The 19,687-nt window shown below is 51.2% G+C and carries 20 protein-coding genes, 1 other RNA gene and 1 pseudogene; 10 read left to right on the plus strand and 12 right to left on the minus strand.

What is annotated here, in order from left to right:
* The first annotated feature begins 158 nt into the window (after positions 1-158).
* Positions 159-728 (plus strand): YbaY family lipoprotein, encoded by a 570-nt coding sequence (locus OOJ59_RS01385; RefSeq protein ID WP_160955580.1) that lies wholly within the window; start codon positions 159-161, stop codon positions 726-728.
* Positions 729-759: 31 nt separating this feature from the next.
* Here the strand turns inward: OOJ59_RS01385 and OOJ59_RS01390 are convergent.
* Positions 760-1,149 (minus strand): annotated as a pseudogene (locus OOJ59_RS01390) (MGMT family protein).
* 84 nt (positions 1,150-1,233) lie between these two features.
* On the opposite strand from OOJ59_RS01390, the gene ffs reads away from it, so the two are divergent.
* The 3 genes from ffs to OOJ59_RS01405 all read left to right on the plus strand — a co-directional run bounded on the left by ffs (position 1,234) and on the right by OOJ59_RS01405 (position 1,951).
* An RNA gene (gene ffs, locus OOJ59_RS01395) (signal recognition particle sRNA small type) lies at positions 1,234-1,330 on the plus strand.
* A 154-nt stretch (positions 1,331-1,484) separates the two neighbouring features.
* Positions 1,485-1,736, plus strand: coding sequence for a hypothetical protein (locus OOJ59_RS01400; RefSeq protein ID WP_038638313.1), 252 nt, complete (start codon positions 1,485-1,487; stop codon positions 1,734-1,736).
* On the plus strand, positions 1,733-1,951 hold the full coding sequence (locus OOJ59_RS01405) for a hypothetical protein (protein WP_038638314.1): 219 nt from the start codon (positions 1,733-1,735) through the stop codon (positions 1,949-1,951). Before OOJ59_RS01400 ends, OOJ59_RS01405 begins: the two co-directional genes overlap by 4 nt.
* A gap of 59 nt (positions 1,952-2,010) precedes the next feature.
* Here the strand turns inward: OOJ59_RS01405 and yczR are convergent, their stop codons facing one another.
* Positions 2,011-3,438, minus strand: coding sequence for a MocR-like transcription factor YczR (yczR, locus tag OOJ59_RS01410; protein WP_121528688.1), 1,428 nt, complete (start codon positions 3,436-3,438; stop codon positions 2,011-2,013).
* Positions 3,439-3,526: 88 nt separating this feature from the next.
* On the opposite strand from yczR, the gene yczE reads away from it, so the two are divergent.
* Together yczE and OOJ59_RS01420 are read left to right on the plus strand one after the other, a co-directional pair.
* Complete coding sequence (yczE, locus tag OOJ59_RS01415) at positions 3,527-4,156, plus strand: membrane protein YczE (RefSeq protein WP_160955579.1); 630 nt, start codon at positions 3,527-3,529, stop codon at positions 4,154-4,156.
* 64 nt (positions 4,157-4,220) lie between these two features.
* On the plus strand, positions 4,221-4,574 hold the full coding sequence (locus OOJ59_RS01420) for a DUF1428 domain-containing protein (RefSeq protein WP_160955578.1): 354 nt from the start codon (positions 4,221-4,223) through the stop codon (positions 4,572-4,574).
* Between the two features lie 51 nt (positions 4,575-4,625).
* On the opposite strand, the gene OOJ59_RS01425 is transcribed toward OOJ59_RS01420, so the two are convergent.
* The gene (locus OOJ59_RS01425; protein ID WP_085047627.1) at positions 4,626-6,179 is read right to left on the minus strand and encodes an EAL domain-containing protein; all 1,554 of its coding nucleotides are present in this window, start codon (positions 6,177-6,179) and stop codon (positions 4,626-4,628) included.
* A gap of 188 nt (positions 6,180-6,367) precedes the next feature.
* On the opposite strand from OOJ59_RS01425, the gene OOJ59_RS01430 reads away from it, so the two are divergent.
* Both OOJ59_RS01430 and ykgO read left to right on the plus strand, forming a co-directional pair.
* Positions 6,368-6,628: a type B 50S ribosomal protein L31 gene (locus OOJ59_RS01430; RefSeq protein ID WP_038638331.1), complete on the plus strand. Its 261-nt coding sequence runs from the start codon at positions 6,368-6,370 to the stop codon at positions 6,626-6,628.
* 1 nt (position 6,629) lies between these two features.
* The gene (gene ykgO, locus OOJ59_RS01435; RefSeq protein ID WP_159121101.1) at positions 6,630-6,770 is read left to right on the plus strand and encodes a type B 50S ribosomal protein L36; all 141 of its coding nucleotides are present in this window, start codon (positions 6,630-6,632) and stop codon (positions 6,768-6,770) included.
* A 73-nt stretch (positions 6,771-6,843) separates the two neighbouring features.
* Here ykgO and OOJ59_RS01440 read toward each other — a convergent pair whose 3' ends face one another.
* The 6 genes from OOJ59_RS01440 to acrA all read right to left on the minus strand — a co-directional run bounded on the left by OOJ59_RS01440 (position 6,844) and on the right by acrA (position 13,641).
* The gene (locus OOJ59_RS01440) at positions 6,844-7,314 is read right to left on the minus strand and encodes a YlaC family protein (protein WP_069323967.1); all 471 of its coding nucleotides are present in this window, start codon (positions 7,312-7,314) and stop codon (positions 6,844-6,846) included.
* A gap of 116 nt (positions 7,315-7,430) precedes the next feature.
* Positions 7,431-7,982 carry a maltose O-acetyltransferase gene (maa, locus tag OOJ59_RS01445; RefSeq protein ID WP_085047626.1) on the minus strand — a complete coding sequence of 184 codons (552 nt, stop codon included), beginning with the start codon at positions 7,980-7,982 and terminating at the stop codon, positions 7,431-7,433.
* Positions 7,983-8,167: 185 nt separating this feature from the next.
* Complete coding sequence (locus OOJ59_RS01450; RefSeq protein WP_002892050.1) at positions 8,168-8,386, minus strand: HHA domain-containing protein; 219 nt, start codon at positions 8,384-8,386, stop codon at positions 8,168-8,170.
* Positions 8,387-8,413: 27 nt separating this feature from the next.
* Positions 8,414-8,788 carry an Hha toxicity modulator TomB gene (tomB, locus tag OOJ59_RS01455; RefSeq protein ID WP_003021733.1) on the minus strand — a complete coding sequence of 125 codons (375 nt, stop codon included), beginning with the start codon at positions 8,786-8,788 and terminating at the stop codon, positions 8,414-8,416.
* 487 nt (positions 8,789-9,275) lie between these two features.
* Positions 9,276-12,425, minus strand: coding sequence for an efflux RND transporter permease AcrB (gene acrB, locus OOJ59_RS01460; RefSeq protein ID WP_038638345.1), 3,150 nt, complete (start codon positions 12,423-12,425; stop codon positions 9,276-9,278).
* A gap of 22 nt (positions 12,426-12,447) precedes the next feature.
* The gene (gene acrA / locus OOJ59_RS01465) at positions 12,448-13,641 is read right to left on the minus strand and encodes a multidrug efflux RND transporter periplasmic adaptor subunit AcrA (protein WP_038638348.1); all 1,194 of its coding nucleotides are present in this window, start codon (positions 13,639-13,641) and stop codon (positions 12,448-12,450) included.
* 141 nt (positions 13,642-13,782) lie between these two features.
* On the opposite strand from acrA, the gene acrR reads away from it, so the two are divergent.
* Together acrR and mscK are read left to right on the plus strand one after the other, a co-directional pair.
* Entirely contained in the window at positions 13,783-14,433 is a 651-nt protein-coding gene (gene acrR, locus OOJ59_RS01470) for a multidrug efflux transporter transcriptional repressor AcrR (RefSeq protein ID WP_069323969.1), read from the plus strand.
* Between the two features lie 127 nt (positions 14,434-14,560).
* On the plus strand, positions 14,561-17,926 hold the full coding sequence (mscK, locus tag OOJ59_RS01475) for a mechanosensitive channel MscK (RefSeq protein WP_069323970.1): 3,366 nt from the start codon (positions 14,561-14,563) through the stop codon (positions 17,924-17,926).
* A 39-nt stretch (positions 17,927-17,965) separates the two neighbouring features.
* Here mscK and OOJ59_RS01480 read toward each other — a convergent pair whose 3' ends face one another.
* From OOJ59_RS01480 to priC, 3 genes are all read right to left on the minus strand, one after another.
* Entirely contained in the window at positions 17,966-18,877 is a 912-nt protein-coding gene (locus OOJ59_RS01480; RefSeq protein WP_137351072.1) for an Rpn family recombination-promoting nuclease/putative transposase, read from the minus strand.
* A 69-nt stretch (positions 18,878-18,946) separates the two neighbouring features.
* Positions 18,947-19,114 (minus strand): pleiotropic regulatory protein RsmS, encoded by a 168-nt coding sequence (gene rsmS / locus OOJ59_RS01485; RefSeq protein WP_006685679.1) that lies wholly within the window; start codon positions 19,112-19,114, stop codon positions 18,947-18,949.
* Between the two features lie 14 nt (positions 19,115-19,128).
* A complete protein-coding gene (priC, locus tag OOJ59_RS01490) occupies positions 19,129-19,656 on the minus strand; it encodes a primosomal replication protein N'' (RefSeq protein ID WP_087857063.1) in 528 nt (175 codons plus the stop codon).
* Positions 19,657-19,687: the final 31 nt, after the last annotated feature.

Here is a 19,687-nt window from a genome sequence, read left to right on the forward strand (position 1 = left end):
ATTTTAAAAGTGGTCCGATGGGTGCAATTGTCTGAATTACTGGCCTATTACAGGCAAAAACAGCTGTCTTGTGCCACACTTAATCACGTTATGTTTTTGTTAACCACTCTTCTGGCGAGGAAAGTTCTCGCTGGTGCATAGATGATAAGGAGAATTTAATGAAACTCGTGCACATGGTAAGTGGTTTAGCGGTTGCAGTCGCTCTGGCGGCCTGCGCCGATAAAAGTGCAGATATTCAGACACCTGCGCCAAGCCCTAATACGTCAATTTCTGACACACAGTCTAAAATTCAACAGCCGAATGTATCTGGTACAGTATGGATCCGCCAGAAAGTGGCCTTGCCACCGGATGCTGTGCTAACTGTCACGCTGTCGGATGCGTCGCTGGCCGATGCGCCATCAAAAGTGTTGTCGCAAAAAGCGGTGCGTACTGAAGGCAAGCAAGCGCCATTTAGCTTTGTATTACCGTTTAACCCGGCAGATATTCAGCCCAACGCGCGTATTCTGCTGAGTGCGGCAATTACGGTGAATGGCAAACTGGTCTTTATAACCGATACCGTTCAGACGGTTATCAATCAGGGCGGGACGAAAGCCGACCTGACGTTGGTTCCCGTGCAGCAGACCGCAGTCCCGCTTAATGCTGGCGGCGGCGCAACCACCACGGTGCCTTCGACTTCACCAACCCAGGTGACTCCGTCTTCAGCCGTTCCTGCTCCCACGCAGAACTAAAGCAGTCGTAACCCTCTCCATGAGGAGAGGGTTAGTACACCCAGCGATAGCGCTGTAAATCGATTTGCCCGCTGCCGGAAACGACAACCCCTTCTGCCAGCAACGCCTGACGTTGTCGTTGCAGATCGGGGCCCGTCAGTGAAATAGCGCCGTGGCGATTGACGACCCGGTGCCAGGGCAGGGAACTACCTTTGGGGAGACGCTTAAGTACGCCGCCCACCTGGCGCGCAGCGCGCGGCGATCCGGCAAGTCTGGCGACATCGCCATAGGTGGTGACGAATCCTTCGGGGATTGACGCGACGATTTGCCAGACGCGTTGGGGGAAAGTGTCTTGTATATCCATCATTTATTCCTGCGCTAATCCTTCAGCATAATCCTGAATGGCGAGTGAGTGAAGCCGCATTGCGCAAGAAAACAGCATCCGATGCTGGATGGGTTGCATTTACAGGGTACACCAGTGATAATGCGCCTGCGCGTTGGTTAACAACGCTCTCAATGGGGGCTCTGTTGGTTCTCCCGCAACACTACTCTGTTTACCAGGTCAGGTCCGGAAGGAAGCAGCCAAGGCAGATGACGTGTGTGCCGGGATGTAGCTGGCAGGGCCCCCACCCAATTCTGCCGTCCGGCAATTTCCTTCTGCTTATCTTCTTTTTCTTTGTCACTGTATTGTCATTTTATTGTCATCAAATGCTGTCAATGTGTTTCGGGGATGTTGTTTGACGCTTTTACCGTCGCCGATCACAAGGACTTTTTACAATGTCGACTGCTGTACTGAATGTCAAAATTGATGAAGCGCTGAAAGAAAAACTTCGTCATTACGCCGAAGTGCATAATGAAAATCTAAGTGTCGCGACGGAAAAGCTGCTGCTGATCGCCTTTTCCGCCGTTGAAGAGGCGGGAGTCTCCGCTGAGGATATCGACAGCCAGCATACGGAAGAATCCGTCGTTGATGCACTGACTCCTAAAGAAATCAAAGCATTGCGCAGATTACTGAAGAAGAAAAAATGAAACAACAATCGTTCTCAACCGCCTGTAATTACAGCGAAGCCTGTGAATTGCTGCGATCTGGCTATGTGAAACATGTTCGCCTGAGCTGGAATGTCGGCAGCGATGAGTTCTTCCGTATTGCTTCCGACTGGTGTGATGCCGGGGCAAAAATTAAGAAGGACGGTGAGAATTTTGTGATTTCCCTGAAAGGTTTTCCGGTTCCTCCGCAGTTGTAATTGTGCCGGGACGTTGTTGTCCGTCACAACATACAAAAGCGGGCCCTTTGGCCCGTCGCTTAAATTATTTTGCGCATTTTCCCGCTGCTGGCCTGCAAACGCAGGTTATCCCAAATGGGTTGCAACACCCTGAAGGCGGCGCGTGCTGTATCATCCGGCAATGTGAAGGGCATGCGCAAAAAACGATCGAATGCGCCATCGAGGCCGAAGCGCGTACCGGTTCCTAACTGAATTCCCGCGCTTTCGGCGCGCGCAGCAAAGAGCGTCGCCAGCGTATCGGGTAGTTCGACCCAGAAAGAGAGTCCTCCTTGTGGTTGGGTAAACTGCCATTCCGGGAAATGTGTATGCATCAGGCTGGAGCACAGGTCGCGCTGCGATGCCAGCAAGCGTCTTCTGTCAGGCAGAAAGCGCCCGGCGTTATCCAACAACCAACGGGTGGCGAGTTGTTCAAGTACCGGAGAGCCCAAATCGAAAGTGTCGCGGGTTTGTACCAGGGCGGCAATTGTTCGTGACGAAGCCCGAATCCAACCCAAACGTAATCCTCCCCAAAAGCTTTTCCCTGCCGAACCCAGTAAAATGATTGGGGCATCGCGATTGAACGCGGCAAGCGGCGGTGGTGGCGGGGCGTCGTACCACAGGTTCACCATCGTCTCATCGACGACCAACGTCGTACGTGTTCTTTCGGCAATATCCGCCACGACCTGGCGGGTTGCGGCGTCCATACAACGCCCGGTCGGGTTGTGAAAGTCCGGCATCAGGTAGGCCATTCTGGGCGCCGTTTGCGCGATAGTGGCGACCAGACCCGCCGTATCCCAACCCTGCCCGGGTAGCGACACGCCAACGGGTCGACAGGATGCGCCCTGAATAGCGGCAATCGCCAGTGGATACGTGGGGTGATCAACGACGACGCGATCGCCAGGACCTGTCAGCAAACGCAGGATGAGCGCCAGACCGCTGACCGCACCATTCACCACCATTATTTCATCGGGCTGCGTTGGGAGTCCGCGCTCGCAATAATGCCGGGCGATGGATTCACGCAAAGCTGGCAGCCCCTGCGGCAGATACCCGGAACTCAGCAGATGCTGCGGCATCGCGAACAACGCTTGCTGATAAGCCTGATGAATTTCGGGACCGGCACTGAGCGCTGCCGTGGACAAATCAAGCGCTGTGCCAGTGCTGGTTCTCGTTGGCACATGGCGAATATGTTCCGGCAGAATAACCCGCGAACCGCTCCCATGACGGCTCTCCAGATAGCCTTCTTCACGCAGTTGCGCCATCGCGCTGGCGACGGTGGTTCGGCTCACTTCCAGAACGGCAGCGAGTTCACGCTCGCCGGGCAAACGGCTATCCAGCGCCAGCCGACCATCGAGAATCAATAGACGTAGCGCTTCTGCCAGCTGTCGCCAGAGGGGCGTTCGCGAGGGGCTTTCCTGCCAGTGGCCGAGCAGGCGCTGCAAAGACTGACTTCCATAACGGCGAGATGACATAGCAGTCCACTTTTTGAAAACTGGACGTTAATCATAGTGCCAATTGCGGGGAAGATGAAAGCTATCTGAGAGTGAGAGGGGAAAAAGCATGCTGCGTCGTTTACTTCAGCTGTATATCGGTCTGGTGCTGTACGGTGTGTCGACGGCCATGTTTGTTCGCGCCGATTTAGGGGCCGATCCGTGGAACGTGTTTCATCTGGGGGTGGCCAATTTACTGTCGATGAATATCGGCGTGGTGATTATTGTCGTAGGCGTGTTGGTGCTGCTGGCGTGGATACCGCTACGCCAGCGTCCCGGATTTGGCACCCTGAGCAATGTTATTATGATTGGGCTGGCGGCAGATGCCGCGCAGGTGGTGATTCCGGGATTCGAATCCCTGCCGGCGCGTAGCGTCCTGCTGGTGACCGCGGTGATCCTGAATGCATTAGCCACCAGTTTATACATTGGCGCTGGTTTTGGCGCGGGTCCACGGGACGGTCTGATGACCGGTATTCACGCACGTACCGGCTGGCCAGTACGACGCATTCGCACCACGATTGAAGTGTCAGTGTTGCTTATTGGTTGGCTGCTGGGAGGAACCGTGGGGGTTGGCACGGTATTGTATGCGCTGGCTATTGGGCCGTTAATTCAGATTTGCCTGCCGTGGTTTCGCCACCAGCCACAGTCGCGTATCCGAGTCAGGAGTGAACCTGGGGCACGATCGCCTGCTGGCGACTAAACTTAACCTCGACTGACGCGGCCAGAATCGGCTTGCCGCGCAGTACACTTCGGAGGTTTTTCTCATGAAGTATGTTGATGGTTTTGTCGTTGCCGTACCCGCTGAAAACAAGGAGGCGTACATTGCGATGGCGGCGAAAGCAGCTCCGCTTTTCAAGGAGTTCGGCGCATTACGCGTGGTGGAGTGCTGGGCAGATGATGTCCCTGACGGCAAATTAACTGATTTTCGCATGGCAGTGAAAGCGCAGGATCATGAAGAGGTGGTATTCAGTTGGATTGAATACCCTTCCAAAAAGGTCCGCGATGCGGCAAATCAGAAGATGATGTCCGATCCCCGTATGAAGGAATTCGGTGAGTCTATGCCATTTGATGGCAAACGAATGATCTACGGCGGATTTGCGCCCATTATGGACGAGTGATGTGACTGGCTGTGCGGCGTGCCGCCAGCCATCTCAACATCAACAGCCATGTCACAGCCGTTTTTCAGCCCACAGAATAAATTCCGCTTTTGGCAGTGCTTTACTGTAAAGCCAGCCCTGACCGTACTGCACGCCATGTTGGCGTAGCCAGGCTGCCTGATTTTCAGTTTCGATACCTTCTGCCACCATTTCCAGCTTCAGCGTCTTGGCAATCTCAATGATATGCGGCGTCACGTTGTTGTACTCCAGGGCATCAACAAAGGATTTATCGATCTTCAGGATGTCCACATCCAGATCCTGTAAATAGCTCAGGCTGGAATAGCCGGTTCCAAAATCATCGATGTATATTGAATGTCCCGCCTGACGATATTTAGCAATAAACGGCGCGCTGTTTTTCGGATCGGCAAACTCGCGTTCGGTCAGTTCCAGCGCGATTTGCGCTGGCTTAAGCTGCCAGTGCTTTACCTTCTGGCCTAACAGCGCGGGAAGCGTTTCAGAAGCCAGATCGGCTGACTCAAGGTTTATGGAGATATGCTGATCCGGGTGTTGACGCAGCCATTTTCCTAAATCGTCAAATACGCTTTCAATTATCAAACGCGTGAGGGGTTTTGTCAGTCCGGTCTCCTGCGCCATCGCGACAAAAATTTCAGGCGACAGATAGCTCCCATCGGCCTGCTGCCAACGGGCCAGTGCTTCTGCCCCGACCACTTTTCCCGTTGTGAGCGAGATAATGGGCTGGTAATGGACCTTGATATCCCGATGCTGGATAGCATCCTGCAACTGATGATGGGGGGACTGTAAGCGACGCAAAATGCGCAGAATAAAGGCGGCGGTAAGCAGGCCGATGATAATCCCGGCCGGGAGCCAGATCAGGGCTTGTCGGTGCCAGGTTTTTTGTAATGGTAGGGTAGATGCCCAGGTGACGATCGTGATGCCCAGTTCAGGAAAGGGGCGGGCATTAAAAATATTGCTATCTTTCTGAAAATGAGTGATCGAATGCTCTTGTTTTACATGCTGCAAAACGTCCGATGGCAGCGCGGCGCTACTGGCAACTACCACGTTGCGCGCGGTGCCAATGATAGTGACTTCGATTGGCCATGAGCCAAACGGGATGACGTCAATAAAGGAACCCGGATCGACCATCACGACATAATGCTCGCTACCTAAAGCTGCCATAAAACGCTTGATGCCCAAATCATTTTGCGTAGTAAGCCATGCGCGATATCCATCCGGCGTGACTTTCATTGCTGGTGGAAATGCGGCAGCCTGGCTGTTTTTTTCCAGAGATGAACATTGCGGAACATTGTCTTTGAGATACAGCACTTCCTGAATATAGCGATAGCTATATGACAAGCGACGCATTTCCAGCAGATGCTCATCACTACAAGGCACTCCCTGAAAGGACTCTATGTGGCGTAATGCTTTCCTGGCCTGCTCGCCGACGCGTTCTGTGCGCAATGCGACTCGTGTTGAGAACATATCGAGTTCATCAATAAACTTTGTTTCGACCTGACGATGTGCCAGCCACAAGCTTAAACCTACGGGGGCGAGGATAGAAAGAAACAGCACCCCTGTCACCAGGCTTATCAGATGTCGTGTTGTCACAATGATATCCTTATTAACACAGCGTAAGGAAAGTATATCCGAAAGCCGAAAAAGCTATTCGATTGGCATCATATATTTAGGGCCACTTATCACCCCGTTTGTTTGCCCGTCGCGTAAATCAGGTTGTGATTTAAATAAGAGTGGTGTACTTTAATGATTATGTTATAACGTAACAATTTGAGGTTGCCATGAAACCGGATATCCATCCTTTTTATCGTACCGTGGTGTTTCACGATACCAGTGCCAATGAATACTTTAAGGTCGGTTCGACCATCAAAACCGAACGTGAGATTGAGTTCGAGGGGAAAACGTACCCGTATGTGACCCTTGATATCTCTTCTAAGTCACATCCGTATTACACCGGAAAACAAAAGACCTTTGACAACGAAGGTAGCGCAGCCCGCTTCCAGAAACGTTTTGGTCATTTTATTGGCGCTAAGCGAGGTTAAAATGCAGGTACTCAATTCGCTTCGCAGCGCAAAACAGCGGCACCCTGACTGCCAGATAGTGAAACGCAAAGGGCGTTTGTATGTTATCTGTAAAACAAATCCGCGATTTAAAGCGGCACAGGGCCGTAAAAAAAGACGTTAATTTCTTTGCCGGCATTCAGGGACTAAAGTGCGTTTCCTTTACAGGGACGCACTTTTTTATGTCAGAGGCGAAATTACTGGCTGGCCTGCGGGCGGGTGAGCGTAAACACATCGTAGAACGAGAGTTCGCCTTTACGTGAAATCATCTTTTGCAGTTGTGTTTTATGCTCGCTATCAACGGAAGGGGAGTGCAAAATAGAGTCGATGAGTGAGGAGGGAACAAAACGCGTGTTGTACCATTCACCGTTATAACAAACTCTGAAATCCAGGACGTCGATGTCTTCATAGCGATAACGCGGCGCCACGTCGAAAAAGAAAAAGCCGTTAAGTATGACAAACAGTACTACCAGCAGCCATACCGAATCGACCAGCGTTTCTGACTGTAGCATTACCGCCAGCGTGGCAAACCATGCCACATACATACCGATAAACAGCCCCGGATGTTTGCGAATAAAACTGATGCTAAAGCGCGGTTTGTTGTCGCGCTTCTCGCGAATATTTAAGTCATCGATTGTTTCGGTAAGCAGGCGCTGTATTTCTGTCATCTCTTGCCTTCGTGATATCTGCAAAATTCAGGAGCGATCGCCCTATTTTAAAAGGGGATACCTGCTGAAGGTAGTAACAGATTAACCGCAATTTAGCATAACAGTTACATTTTAGATCACAGCGTTTTGATGATCCTCGCGGGATTACCGCCGACTACGCTGTTTGCCGGAACGCTTTTCGTCACTACCGCGCCAGAGGCTACAACGACATTATCACCGAGCGTGACGCCGGGATTGATCACTGCGCGGCCACCTATCCAGACATTGTTGCCGATAGTCACGGGCTTTCCGAACTCCAGGCCACTGTTGCGTTCGGTCGCATCCAGAGGGTGTGTCGCGGTATAGATATGGACGCCGGGTGCCAGCATGCAGTTGTCGCCAATATGGATTGGACAGACATCAAGCATGACGCAGTCGAAGTTGGCGTAAAATTCTTTACCGAGATAGATGTTATAACCGTAATCACAACGGAAAGAGGGTTCAATATATGCACCTTCGCTTTGACCCAGCAGATCATGCAGGATGGCCTGACGCTCACTTTTTGCCTCTGGCGAGGTGAGATTGTAGCGGTGAGTCAACTGACGAGCGCGTAGTCGGTCGTTGCGCAACGTTTCATCTGCCGGGCGATAGCGTTCGCCGGCGATCATTTTTTGCTTTTCTTTACTCATTACGAATTTCCTGTGTCCTGATGATCATTTCAGCACAGTAAAACGCAATGCAAGCAAAGGGAACGTTCCCGTTGGTTCGCTGTGATCGTAATCACGTGATTTGAATTAAATAACCATTGTAAATACGAAAATGGTCAGTCAGACAAACAAATGTCCCGCTATACCTGACTTAACCTCGAGAGCAATTAGCGAATGAATTTCCAAACGGAAGTTGGAATCTTGTCGTAGAGCTTATTCATGGTCAATTCAGCAAGACGGTGATCCGCTGCTGAGTAAAATACAGCCAGTTCGTTGTCGGACAATTCATATTTATTTTTTTCAATAACGCGCTCAAGCGTGTCAATTGTCTGGCAGCGTCGCAGGCGCATCAAATAATCTGTTTTAGTTAATGGTTTATCAGACATAACTCTTACCTATGATTGTAATAATTTTTAACAAGACAAACTAACAGGATTAGCCCTGGTGGCATTGACAAAACAGCGAAACAGTCGATTACCTGATTTCCGCCATTTCTGCAGATCCTGCGTATTAATACCATAACTGCTGAACAACATAAAAGTGTCATCCAGGTATTCATCTATCTGCGCAATCAGCTTATTGTCCTCATTGTACTTAATTTTATAATTAAGTGCGAAGGTTGCAATATGCTCTATCAGTTCATTGAGCTGCAAGCTGGTTGCAGAGGTAGGGTCGTTAACCCAGCCATGGTTACTTTGTTCAAGGTTTGCAAGACAGTCATGATACAGAGTTTCGCAGAGAAATTTAAGCTGCGCGATATCATGTCTTTTGGGTGAGTATTCATCCATAACGCATCCCCTTCTTCGTGGCTTAAACTAACCGAACACCTTCGGGATGGATACAACAAACTACCTGGAACTTGCCCGCGACTCCTGATGATTTAACTATAATCTAGTCTAAAAAAGATTTCATCGTCATATCACGAAAAATTACAATTATGCAAAATTATGACGTGGCGTCATTTTTACATTTTAACAGATAAGTACAGTTATTTGAAATCGGACAATTTCTTTATTCTTCGGGCAATCATCGAGTTATCTTCATTAGCTATCGCAACGACAGGCAACAACCGCCAGGATGGCGCGATAACCAGGAATAATCTTAATATTTATTAAGGTAAATAAGAACTCTCAACACTTTTTAAGAATAGCCTTTAAGGCTACAGGGATTATATCGCTTATTTAAGCCGGAGAAAATAAACCGAATTTCAATAAGTGGATTTTATGATTTTTCCAGAAAAAAGGCCGCTTGCGCGGCCTTATCTTTAGAGAGGTATCAATGATGATCGACTGAGTGGCTATGCTCAATATCTTCATTTTTGCGGCTAAAGCGGCGGCGTACCACCACAAAGAACACCGGAACAAAGAAGATAGCCAACACGGTTGCCGTCACCATCCCGCCCATTACGCCAGTACCAACGGCGTTCTGCGCGCCGGAACCTGCGCCGGAGCTGATTACCAGCGGCATTACGCCCAGAATAAAGGCCAGTGACGTCATGAGGATCGGACGTAAACGCATGCGGACCGCGTCCAGCGTCGCCTCTATCAGACCTTTGCCTTCTTTATCCATCAGGTCTTTGGCGAATTCGACGATAAGTATCGCGTTCTTCGCCGACAACCCAATGGTTGTGAGCAGGCCTACCTGGAAGTATACGTCGTTGGTCAGACCGCGGAATGTCGCCGCCAGCAATGCGCCGATAACCCCCAACGGTACTACCAGCATAACGGAGAACGGAATTGACCAGCTCTCGTACAATGCCGCCAGACACAGGAAGACGACGATCAGTGAAATGGCATACAGGGCAGGGGCCTGGTTACCGGACAGTCGTTCTTGGTAGGACATACCCGTCCAGTCATAACCGATACCGGATGGCAGTTTGCTGGCCAGTTGCTCCATCATCGCCATCGCTTCACCGGTACTTTTACCCGGTGCGGCCTGGCCTAAGATCTCCATGGAAGGCAGACCGTTATAGCGTTCCAGACGCGGTGAACCGTATTCCCAGCGTGAGGTAGAGAAGGCGGAGAATGGGACCATCTGTCCATCGCTGCCGCGCACGTACCAGTTGCCAATATCTTCCGGCAACATACGGTACTTCGCTTCAGACATGACGTAAACTTTCTTCACACGACCACGGTCGATGAAGTCATTCACGTAGCTTCCGCCCCATGCGGCACCCAGCGTTGTATTAATATCACTAATGGAAACACCCAGCGCCTGCGCTTTTTCCTGATCGATATCGATCTTGAACTGCGGCGTATCTTCCAGACCGTTAGGACGTACGCCGACTAACAGATCTGGATGTTTCGCAACTTCACCAAACAGTTGGTTACGCGCCTGGGTCAGTTTTTCATGGCCCAAACCAGCCTGGTCAATCAACTGGAAGTCAAAACCAGTGGCGGTACCTAACTCCACAATCGCTGGCAGGTTGAAGGCAAAGACCATTGCATCTTTAATCTGCGAGAATGCGCCCATCGCACGCTCGGTAATTGCCTCAACTTTATTCTCTTTACCTGGACGTTCGCTCCAGTCTTTCAGTGAGACGAACGCGATACCGGTGTTCTGACCACGACCCGCAAAACCGAAGCCGTTAACGGCAAATACCGATTCAACGTTCGCTTTTTCTTTCGTCAGATAGTAATCCGTCATTTCATCCAGCACCTTCTGGGTACGCTCTTGCGTTGCACCCGCTGGCAGCTGAGCCATTGACAGGAATACCCCCTGGTCTTCATCTGGCAGGAACGAACTTGGCAGACGAACGAACAGATAGGCCATGCCCACGACGATGATCAGATACAGCGCCAGATAACGACCAGTGCTGCGCAGAATACCGCCCACGCTGTCGGTGTAATGGTGCGTGCTCTTATCGAACATGCGGTTAAACCAGCCGAAGAAGCCTTTTTTACCTTCTCCGTGATCGCCTTTAGCAATCGGTTTGAGCATGGTCGCACACAGGGCAGGGGTCAGAATCAATGCCACCAGTACTGACAACGCCATCGCGGAAACAATGGTGATGGAGAACTGACGGTAAATTGCACCGGTAGAACCCCCGAAGAATGCCATCGGGATAAATACCGCTGACAGCACCATCGCGATACCCACCAGCGCGCCCTGAATCTGGCCCATTGATTTACGTGTTGCTTCCTTCGGCGGTAGTCCTTCTTCCGCCATAACACGTTCAACGTTCTCGACCACCACGATGGCGTCATCCACCAACAGGCCGATGGCGAGCACCATCCCGAACATCGTCAGGGTGTTTATCGAGAAGCCGAAAATCGCAAGGACGGCAAACGTACCCAACAGCACCACTGGCACAGCGATAGTCGGAATCAACGTCGCGCGGAAGTTCTGCAGGAACAGATACATAACCAGGAACACGAGGATGATTGCTTCCGCCAGCGTTTTCACCACTTCGTGAATAGAGATTTTCACGAACGGCGTGGTGTCATACGGGTAAACGATCTTCAGACCTGACGGGAAGAACGGTTCCATCTTCTTCAGTTCATCGCGGATAGCGTTTGCCGTGTCCAGGGCGTTAGCGCCTGTCGCCAGCTTGATACCCAGACCGGATGCTGGTTTACCGTTGAACTTCGCAATGATGTCGTAGTTCTCGCCGCCCAGCTCCACTTTCGCCACGTCACGTAAACGAACCTGGGAACCATCCTGATTCACTTTCAGCAGAATTTTGCTGAACTCATCGGCGGAGGTCAGACGGGTCTGCGCGATGATCGACGCGTTAAGCTGCTGGCCTTTCACCGGCGGCGTACCACCTAACTGACCGGCTGCAACCTGGGCGTTTTGCGCTTTGATTGCGTTGATGACATCAACCGGCGTCAGCTGGAAATTGTTCAGTTTGTTCGGATCCATCCAGATACGCATTGCGTACTGTGAACCGAACAGCTGAACATCGCCCACGCCTGAAGTACGGCTAATGGCGTCCTTCATGTTGGCGCCAACGTAGTCGGAAATATCCTCCTGCGTCATGGTGCCATTGGTGTTGATAACACCGACGACCATCAGGAAGCTGCTGGATGACTTCTCAACGCTAACCCCTTGCTGCTGTACTTCCTGCGGCAGTAACGGCATAGCCAGCTGCAGTTTGTTCTGCACCTGTACCTGCGCGATGTCCGCATCAGTACCAGACTGGAAGGTTAGGGTGATCTGCACGGTACCCGTGGAGTCACTGTTTGAGGACATGTACATCAGGTTATCGATACCGTTCATATTCTGTTCGATAACCTGCGTAACAGTATCCTGTACTGTTTTGGCATCAGCGCCAGGGTAGGTCGCGGAGATCGTCACTGCTGGCGGTGCAATAGTCGGATATTGCGCTACCGGCAATTTGAGGATCGCGAGCCCCCCTGCCAACATGATGATAATGGCGATCACCCACGCAAATATTGGGCGATCGATAAAGAAATTAGGCATGTCTTAACGGCTCCTGTTTAAGTTAAGACTTGGACTGTTCAGGCTGGCTACCGCTTGCGGCTTGCTGGTTGTTATCCGCGGTAATCTCCTGGGCTTTTACCTGCGCGCCAGGACGTACTTTTTGCAACCCAGTGACAATCACGCGGTCGCCCGGCTTAAGTCCATCAGTGACTAACCATTTATCGCCAATCGCTTGTGCGGCGACAATTTGACGCATTTCAACTTTGTTATCTGCACCGATAACCAAGGCACTGGCATCGCCACGCGGTGTGCGGGTAACGCCTTGCTGCGGAACCAGTAATGCAGTTGGGTTAGTCCCTTCTTCCAGACGAGCACGGACGAACATTCCCGGTAGTAAGGTGTGATCCGGGTTAGGGAAGATGGCGCGTAACGTAATCGAACCGGTGGTTTGATCTACCGTAACATCGGAAAATTCCAGCGTACCGGCCTGCGGGAACTTGATGCCGTCATTGGTCACCAGCTCGACTTTCGCTTTACCGTTCTCTTGCTTCAGCGTGCCGTTGGCCAACTCTTGTTTCAGGCGCAGGAAGTCGTTACTTGACTGCGTCACGTCTACATAGATAGGGTCCAATTGCTGAACGGTAGCCAGTGCGGTCGCCTGACCGTTTTGCACCAGAGCGCCTTCCGTAACGGATGACTTACCAATGCGGCCGCTGATCGGTGACGTCACTTTGGTATAGGCCAGATTGATGCGTGCAGTTTCTACTGCGGCTTTCGCGGCGACAACGGCGGCGTTCGCCTGCTGTGCGTCTGCCAGCGCGCTATCGTAATCCTGTTGACTGATGTACTTAGTACCCAACAGTTTCTGATAACGTTTGACCGTCAGTTGAGCGATATTTGCTGCGGCTTGTGCTTTGGCCAGATCGCCTTTTGCGCTCTCATAAGCGGCCTGGTAAGTCGCAGGATCAATCTGATAGAGAGATACACCCGCTTCGATGTCACCACCTTCCGTGAAATTACGCTTCAGGATAATACCGCTAACCTGAGGACGAACTTCAGCAATGCGATACGCACTGGTGCGACCCGGGAGTTCGGTTGTTATCTGTAGAGGTTCAGTTTTGAGCGTAACAACTCCAACCTCTGGCATCTGCTGGCCCCCTTGTTGGGCCTGTTTGTCGTCACATCCTGTTAGCGCTAAGCTGCCTGAGAGCATCAGAACGACTGCCAGAGGCGTTAACCCTCTGTTTTTGTTCATATGTAAACCTCGAGTGTCCGATTTCAAATTGATCAATGGCTTAAAGCCCATAAACCCATTGCTGCGTTTATATTATCGTCGTGCTATGGTACATACATTCACAAATGTATGTAAATCTAACGCCTGTAAATTCACTGACCTATGGCACGAAAAACCAAACAACAAGCACAGGAAACACGACAGCACATTCTCGATGTTGCTCTGCGTTTGTTTTCGCAACAAGGGGTATCATCCACCTCGCTTGCGGAGATCGCAAAAGCCGCTGGTGTCACGCGCGGCGCAATCTATTGGCATTTCAAAAACAAATCGGATTTATTCAGTGAAATTTGGGAGCTAGCAAAACCTAACATTGATGAGTTAGAGACTGAGTATCAAGCAAAATTCCCCGACGATCCACTATCAGTATTAAGAGAAATTTTAATTTACGTTCTTGAAGCTACCGTGACAGAAGAACGTCGACGTTTGTTGTTGGAAATTATATTCCACAAATGCGAATTTGTCGGGGAAATGGCCTCTGTTCAGTTGGCTCAACGCAGTCTGTGTATTGAAAATTACGACCGTATCGAACAAACATTGCGGCAGTGCATGAATGCCAACATGCTGCCGGAAAATCTGAACACGCGTCGCGTGGCGGTGCTGTTGCGTAGCTATGTTACGGGAATTATAGAGAACTGGTTATTTGCCCCTGAATCTTTTGATCTGAAAAAAGACGCGCGTGAATACGTCGCAGTACTGCTGGAGATGTGTCTTCTCTGCCCAAGCCTGCGGGTTAACGTGGCGAAATCCTGCTAACTTTTGCGGTCTGAACCAGGAATTATCCTGGTCGTTTTGCCTGCTGCTATTCTGCCGCTCACAGCCGTGATATTCTTGCCGCTTGACTATTTCCGGTCACTTTTCCGGTTCAGAAACGTTCATTCTCATGACTATGTTGCAGCTCTATAAACGTTCACAGCATCTTATTGCTATTACCTTTCTTTTCTTCATTCTATTGCTTTCTTGCCAGTCGTCAGCATTTGCACGGGCGCAACAGAGTGGGGATCTGCCGACGAAAGCGGATATTCAGAGCCAACTGGACGCGCTGAATAAACAAAAAGATCTCTCCGCGCAGGATAAGCTGGTTCAGCAGGATCTGACCGATACCATCGCCACGCTGGATAAAATCGATCGCGTGAAAGATGAGACCGTACAGCTTCGGCAGAAAGTTGCCGAGGCACCGGAGAAAATGCGTCAGGCGACAGATGCGCTAAATTCGCTCAGTGATGTTGATAATGACGATGAAACGCGAAAAACGCTGAGTACGCTCTCCTTACGTCAACTGGAGTCGCGCGTGGCGCAGGTATTGGATGACCTGCAAAGCGCGCAAAATGATTTGGCCGCTTATAACAGCCAACTGGTATCGCTGCAGACTCAGCCAGAGCGCGTGCAAAATGCGATGTACACCGCGTCGCAGCAAATGCAGCAAATCCGCAATCGGCTTGATGGTAATAATGTGGGGGAGGCGGCGTTGCGCCCCAGCCAGCAGGTGCTACTGCAGGCGCAGCAGGCGCTACTGAACGCGCAGATCGACCAACAGCGTAAAAGCCTTGAAGGCAATACGATTTTGCAGGACACCTTGCAAAAACAACGCGATTACGTGACGGCAAACAGCAATCGTCTTGAGCATCAGCTCCAGCTCCTGCAAGAGGCTGTAAACAGCAAACGGCTGACGTTAACCGAAAAGACGGCGCAGGAAGCGGTATCGCCTGACGAAGCTGAACGTATTCAGTCTAATCCGTTAGTGAAGCAGGAACTGGACGTCAACCATCAGCTTAGCCAGCGTCTGATCGCCGCGACCGAAAACGGCAATAACCTGATGCAGCAAAATATTAAGGTTAAAAACTGGCTCGATCGCGCGCTGCAATCCGAACGCAATATTAAAGAACAGATCGCCGTCCTGAAAGGCAGTCTGTTGTTGTCACGTATTCTGTACCAGCAGCAACAAACGCTGCCGTCGGCAGATGAGCTTGCTGATATGACCAACCGGATTGCCGATTTGCGTCTGGAACAATTTGAGGTCAACCAGCAGCGTGACGCCCTGTTCCAGAATGATGCGTTTGTCGCCAAACTGGAAGAAGGGCACAGCAACGAAGTCAACGGTGAAGTCCATGATGCCCTGCTGCAGGTCGTGGATATGCGCCGGGAGCTGTTGGATCAGCTGAATAAGCAACTGGGCAACCAGTTGATGATGGCGATTAACTTGCAAATCAACCAGCAGCAGTTGATGAGCGTGTCGAAAAACCTGAAAGGGATCCTCACCCAGCAAATTTTTTGGGTTAACAGTAACCGTCCAATGGACTGGGACTGGATCAAAGCCTTCCCGCAAACGCTTAAAGACCAGTTTAAGTCGATGAAAATCACCGTGAACTGGGAAAAAGCCTGGCCGGCGGTATTTATTGCCTTCCTGGCAGGGTTGCCGCTGCTGCTCATTGCCGGGTTAATCCGCTGGCGTTTGAAATGGCTGAAAGAATATCAGGCGAAATTAGCCGCCGCGGTAGGCAACCTGCGTAATGACAGTCAGCTCAATACGCCAAAAGCGATACTGATCGATCTCATCAGAGCGCTGCCAGCGTGTCTGATTATCCTCGCCGTGGGGCTGATTCTGCTTACCATGCAGCTGAATATCAGCGACCTGCTGTGGGCGTTCAGTAAGAAGATGACTGTCTTCTGGCTGGTATTTGGTCTGTGCTGGAAGGTGCTGGAAAAAGATGGTGTGGCGATACGCCATTTTGGCATGCCTGCAAAGCAAACCAGCCACTGGCGTCGCCAGATTGTGCGTATTAGCCTGGCGTTGTTACCGCTTAACTTCTGGTCAGTTGTTGCTGAACTGTCGCCGCTCAATCTGATGGATGATGTGCTTGGTCAGTCCGTTATTTTCCTCAACCTGTTGCTGATCGCCTTCCTGGTATGGCCAATGTGCCGTGAAAGCTGGCGTGACAAAGAGTCGCATGGTCTGCGTCTGGTCACCATTACCGTGTTGTCTATTATCCCGATTGCATTGATGGTGCTGACGGCGACAGGGTATTTCTACACCACGCTGCGCTTGTCGGGCCGCTGGATTGAAACGGTTTATCTGGTTATTGTCTGGAACCTGTTGTATCAGACGGTGCTCCGCGGGTTGAGCGTGGCGGCGCGGCGTATCGCCTGGCGTCGTGCGTTAGCGCGTCGTCAGAACCTGGTGAAAGAAGGGGCTGAAGGCGCAGAACCGCAAGAAGAACCGACCATTGCGCTGGAGCAGGTTAACCAGCAAACCTTACGTATCACCATGCTGGTGATGGTTGCCTTGTTTGGTGTTCTGTTCTGGGCAATTTGGTCCGATCTGATCACCGTGTTCAGTTACCTCGACAGCATTACGCTCTGGCATTATAACGCTACAGAAGCGGGGGCCGCAGTGGTGAAAAGCGTCACCATGGGCAGCCTGCTGTTTGCGATTATTGCGTCAATGGTCGCATGGGCGCTGATCCGCAACTTACCCGGACTATTGGAAGTGCTGGTGCTCTCGCGACTGAAGATGCGCCAGGGAGCGTCGTATGCGATCACCACCATTCTTAACTATGCGATCATCGCCATCGGTGCGATGACGGTCTTCGGTTCGCTCGGCGTCTCGTGGGATAAACTACAGTGGCTGGCCGCAGCCTTGTCGGTTGGTCTTGGTTTTGGTTTACAGGAGATTTTCGGTAACTTTGTTTCCGGTCTGATTATTCTGTTTGAGCGCCCGGTACGCATCGGCGATACCGTGACTATCGGAACATTCTCGGGAACGGTCAGCAAGATCCGTATTCGTGCCACCACTATTACCGACTTTGATCGCAAAGAGGTGATCATCCCGAACAAAGCCTTTGTGACGGAGCGTTTGATCAACTGGTCGCTTTCCGATACCACTACGCGTCTGGTGATCCGCATTGGCGTGGCCTACGGTTCGGATCTGGAGAAAGTGAAGAAAGTGCTGTTGCAGGCGGCGATGGAACACCCGAAAGTGATGCACGATCCGGAACCAGCGGTGTTCTTTACCGCCTTCGGCGCCAGCACCTTGGATCATGAGCTGCGTTTATACGTGCGTGAACTGCGCGATCGTAGCCATACGGTTGACGAACTTAACCGTGCGGTCGATCGTTTGTGTCGTGAAAATGACATTGATATCGCCTTTAACCAGCTCGAAGTGCACCTGCATAATGCGAAAGGGGACACCGTGACCGAAGTTAAGCGTGACATCATCAAAGGTGATGATCCGACGCCTTCGGTAGGTTAAGTTGCAATCAGGGTGGCCAGTTTGCCGCCCTGATTGTATTTAGTGAGTCAGCGCTGTCAGTTCTTCCTGCGTCAGGCCTGTAAGGTGTGTAATCAGATCCGGTTCCAGGCCGCGGGCGAGCATTTTTTGTGCGATATCACGGGCTTCTGCCTGCCGACCTTTTTCCAGCCCTTGCTGCATGCCTTCCGCTCTACCTTTTTCTTCTAACCATTCAGCAATTGTCATCAGCTGTTCCTTGTACTGTGGCGCACTCTGCGCCAGTTGGCGGACAAGTACGCCGGGTTCCGTGGTATTTCCTGCTTTCAGCATGTAATTAATCAAAACGTCGAGCTGATATTCTGTCAGGCGATCCTGCGTTAAGAGCGTAATGAGTTGATCCAATAACTCGCTCAGATCGCGTTGCCGAATATGTTTTTGCAGGAGTTCCAGCATCGCTACCCGTTGATGCTGCATGATCTGATTATCTGGCATAATGGTCAGGTCTACCAGCGCAAATTCATTGCCATAAAGCGCTTTCGCAAGCTGTGGCTCGCTAAACAACTGATGCCAGTTGAGAGTATAGGGCCACGGGCTTTCTGTACCATGATAAAACAGTACAGGTACCACCAGAGGTAAGGTTTTATGCCCGGCGTTAAGGTGATGCTGCATAGCAGCAACAGCGTAGCGCATCAGGCGAAAGGCCATTAATTTTTCGGGTTTACTCTGATGCTCAATCAGCGCATAAACGTAGCCGGGTCCATGTGTTGTTTGCAGGGAGTAGAGGATATCTGAATAGCAGGTGCGTAAATCGTCCTCAATAAAGCTGCCTGATTCCAGCGTTAATGTTTCCATATCGCATATATTGAGAAACGCTCGAGGCAGATGGATCTGCAAAAAATCTCGGGCGACCTCTTTTTGCGTCAGCATTTGCCGAAAGACCGCATCGTGCGGCGTGGTGGGGAGCCGTTCCATGATCTGTCCGTTATCGTCGTGATGTTGCGACGACTCTGACACCGAAGCCAATGGCAGACCAGAGGGCAATCAATCAGTTTGCGAGGCGCCTTCCGCACTTTTAAGCTTATTTTCATAATCGCGCATAACGATCTCCAGCGCGCGTAGCACTGTGCGTGCTGGAAGCTGATTTTCTTCAAGTAAAACAATCAAATCGACGGCCAGTTTGACCTCGTCCGGGGCGTTCTCTAATGACATAAATTCTCCGGGTATTAACGGGTTAAACGCGCCAGCACAGCTTCTATTCTTGCCAGCGCATGGCGACAGCGCGTCAGTCGCGCCTCGAACGCTTCTACTTCACGATGCAATTTCTGTTGTTCTTCAAAACCAGTAGCCTGGGACAGGCGCTCCTTGCGTTCACGCGTCATTTCAACCAGCCGGCGTTCAAATTCCTGGTGTTGAACCCGCTTGCGCTGCCAACGCGCCAGGCCGGGAGAGGCGCAGTCCCACTCTCTGAGCGACCAACTGGCTGTTTCGCGTGAAATCGCCTCTAACTGTGAAGCAAGGTGTTCCGCAAGCCAGCTAATTTGGGGGAGTTGTTGCTGATCCACCGCGCGGCGTAGGGCCGTGAGATTATCTTCTGCTTCATCCAGACACGCCTGCAGCAACGTGCTGCGAGTGTGAAACAGATGCCTGTCAAAGCGGGCGCTAAGCGTTGTATGATGCGCCAACGGGGCACAACGCTGGCGCAGGCGGTTAAGCTGGTTTTCGAGCGTCTGTAGCAGCATGACGGTTTTCACGACAACACTCCGATGAAAATGAGAACTGTTA

Source organism: Citrobacter sp. W9, from assembly GCF_026719375.1.
Taxonomy (GTDB): Bacteria; Pseudomonadota; Gammaproteobacteria; order Enterobacterales; family Enterobacteriaceae; genus Citrobacter; species Citrobacter werkmanii.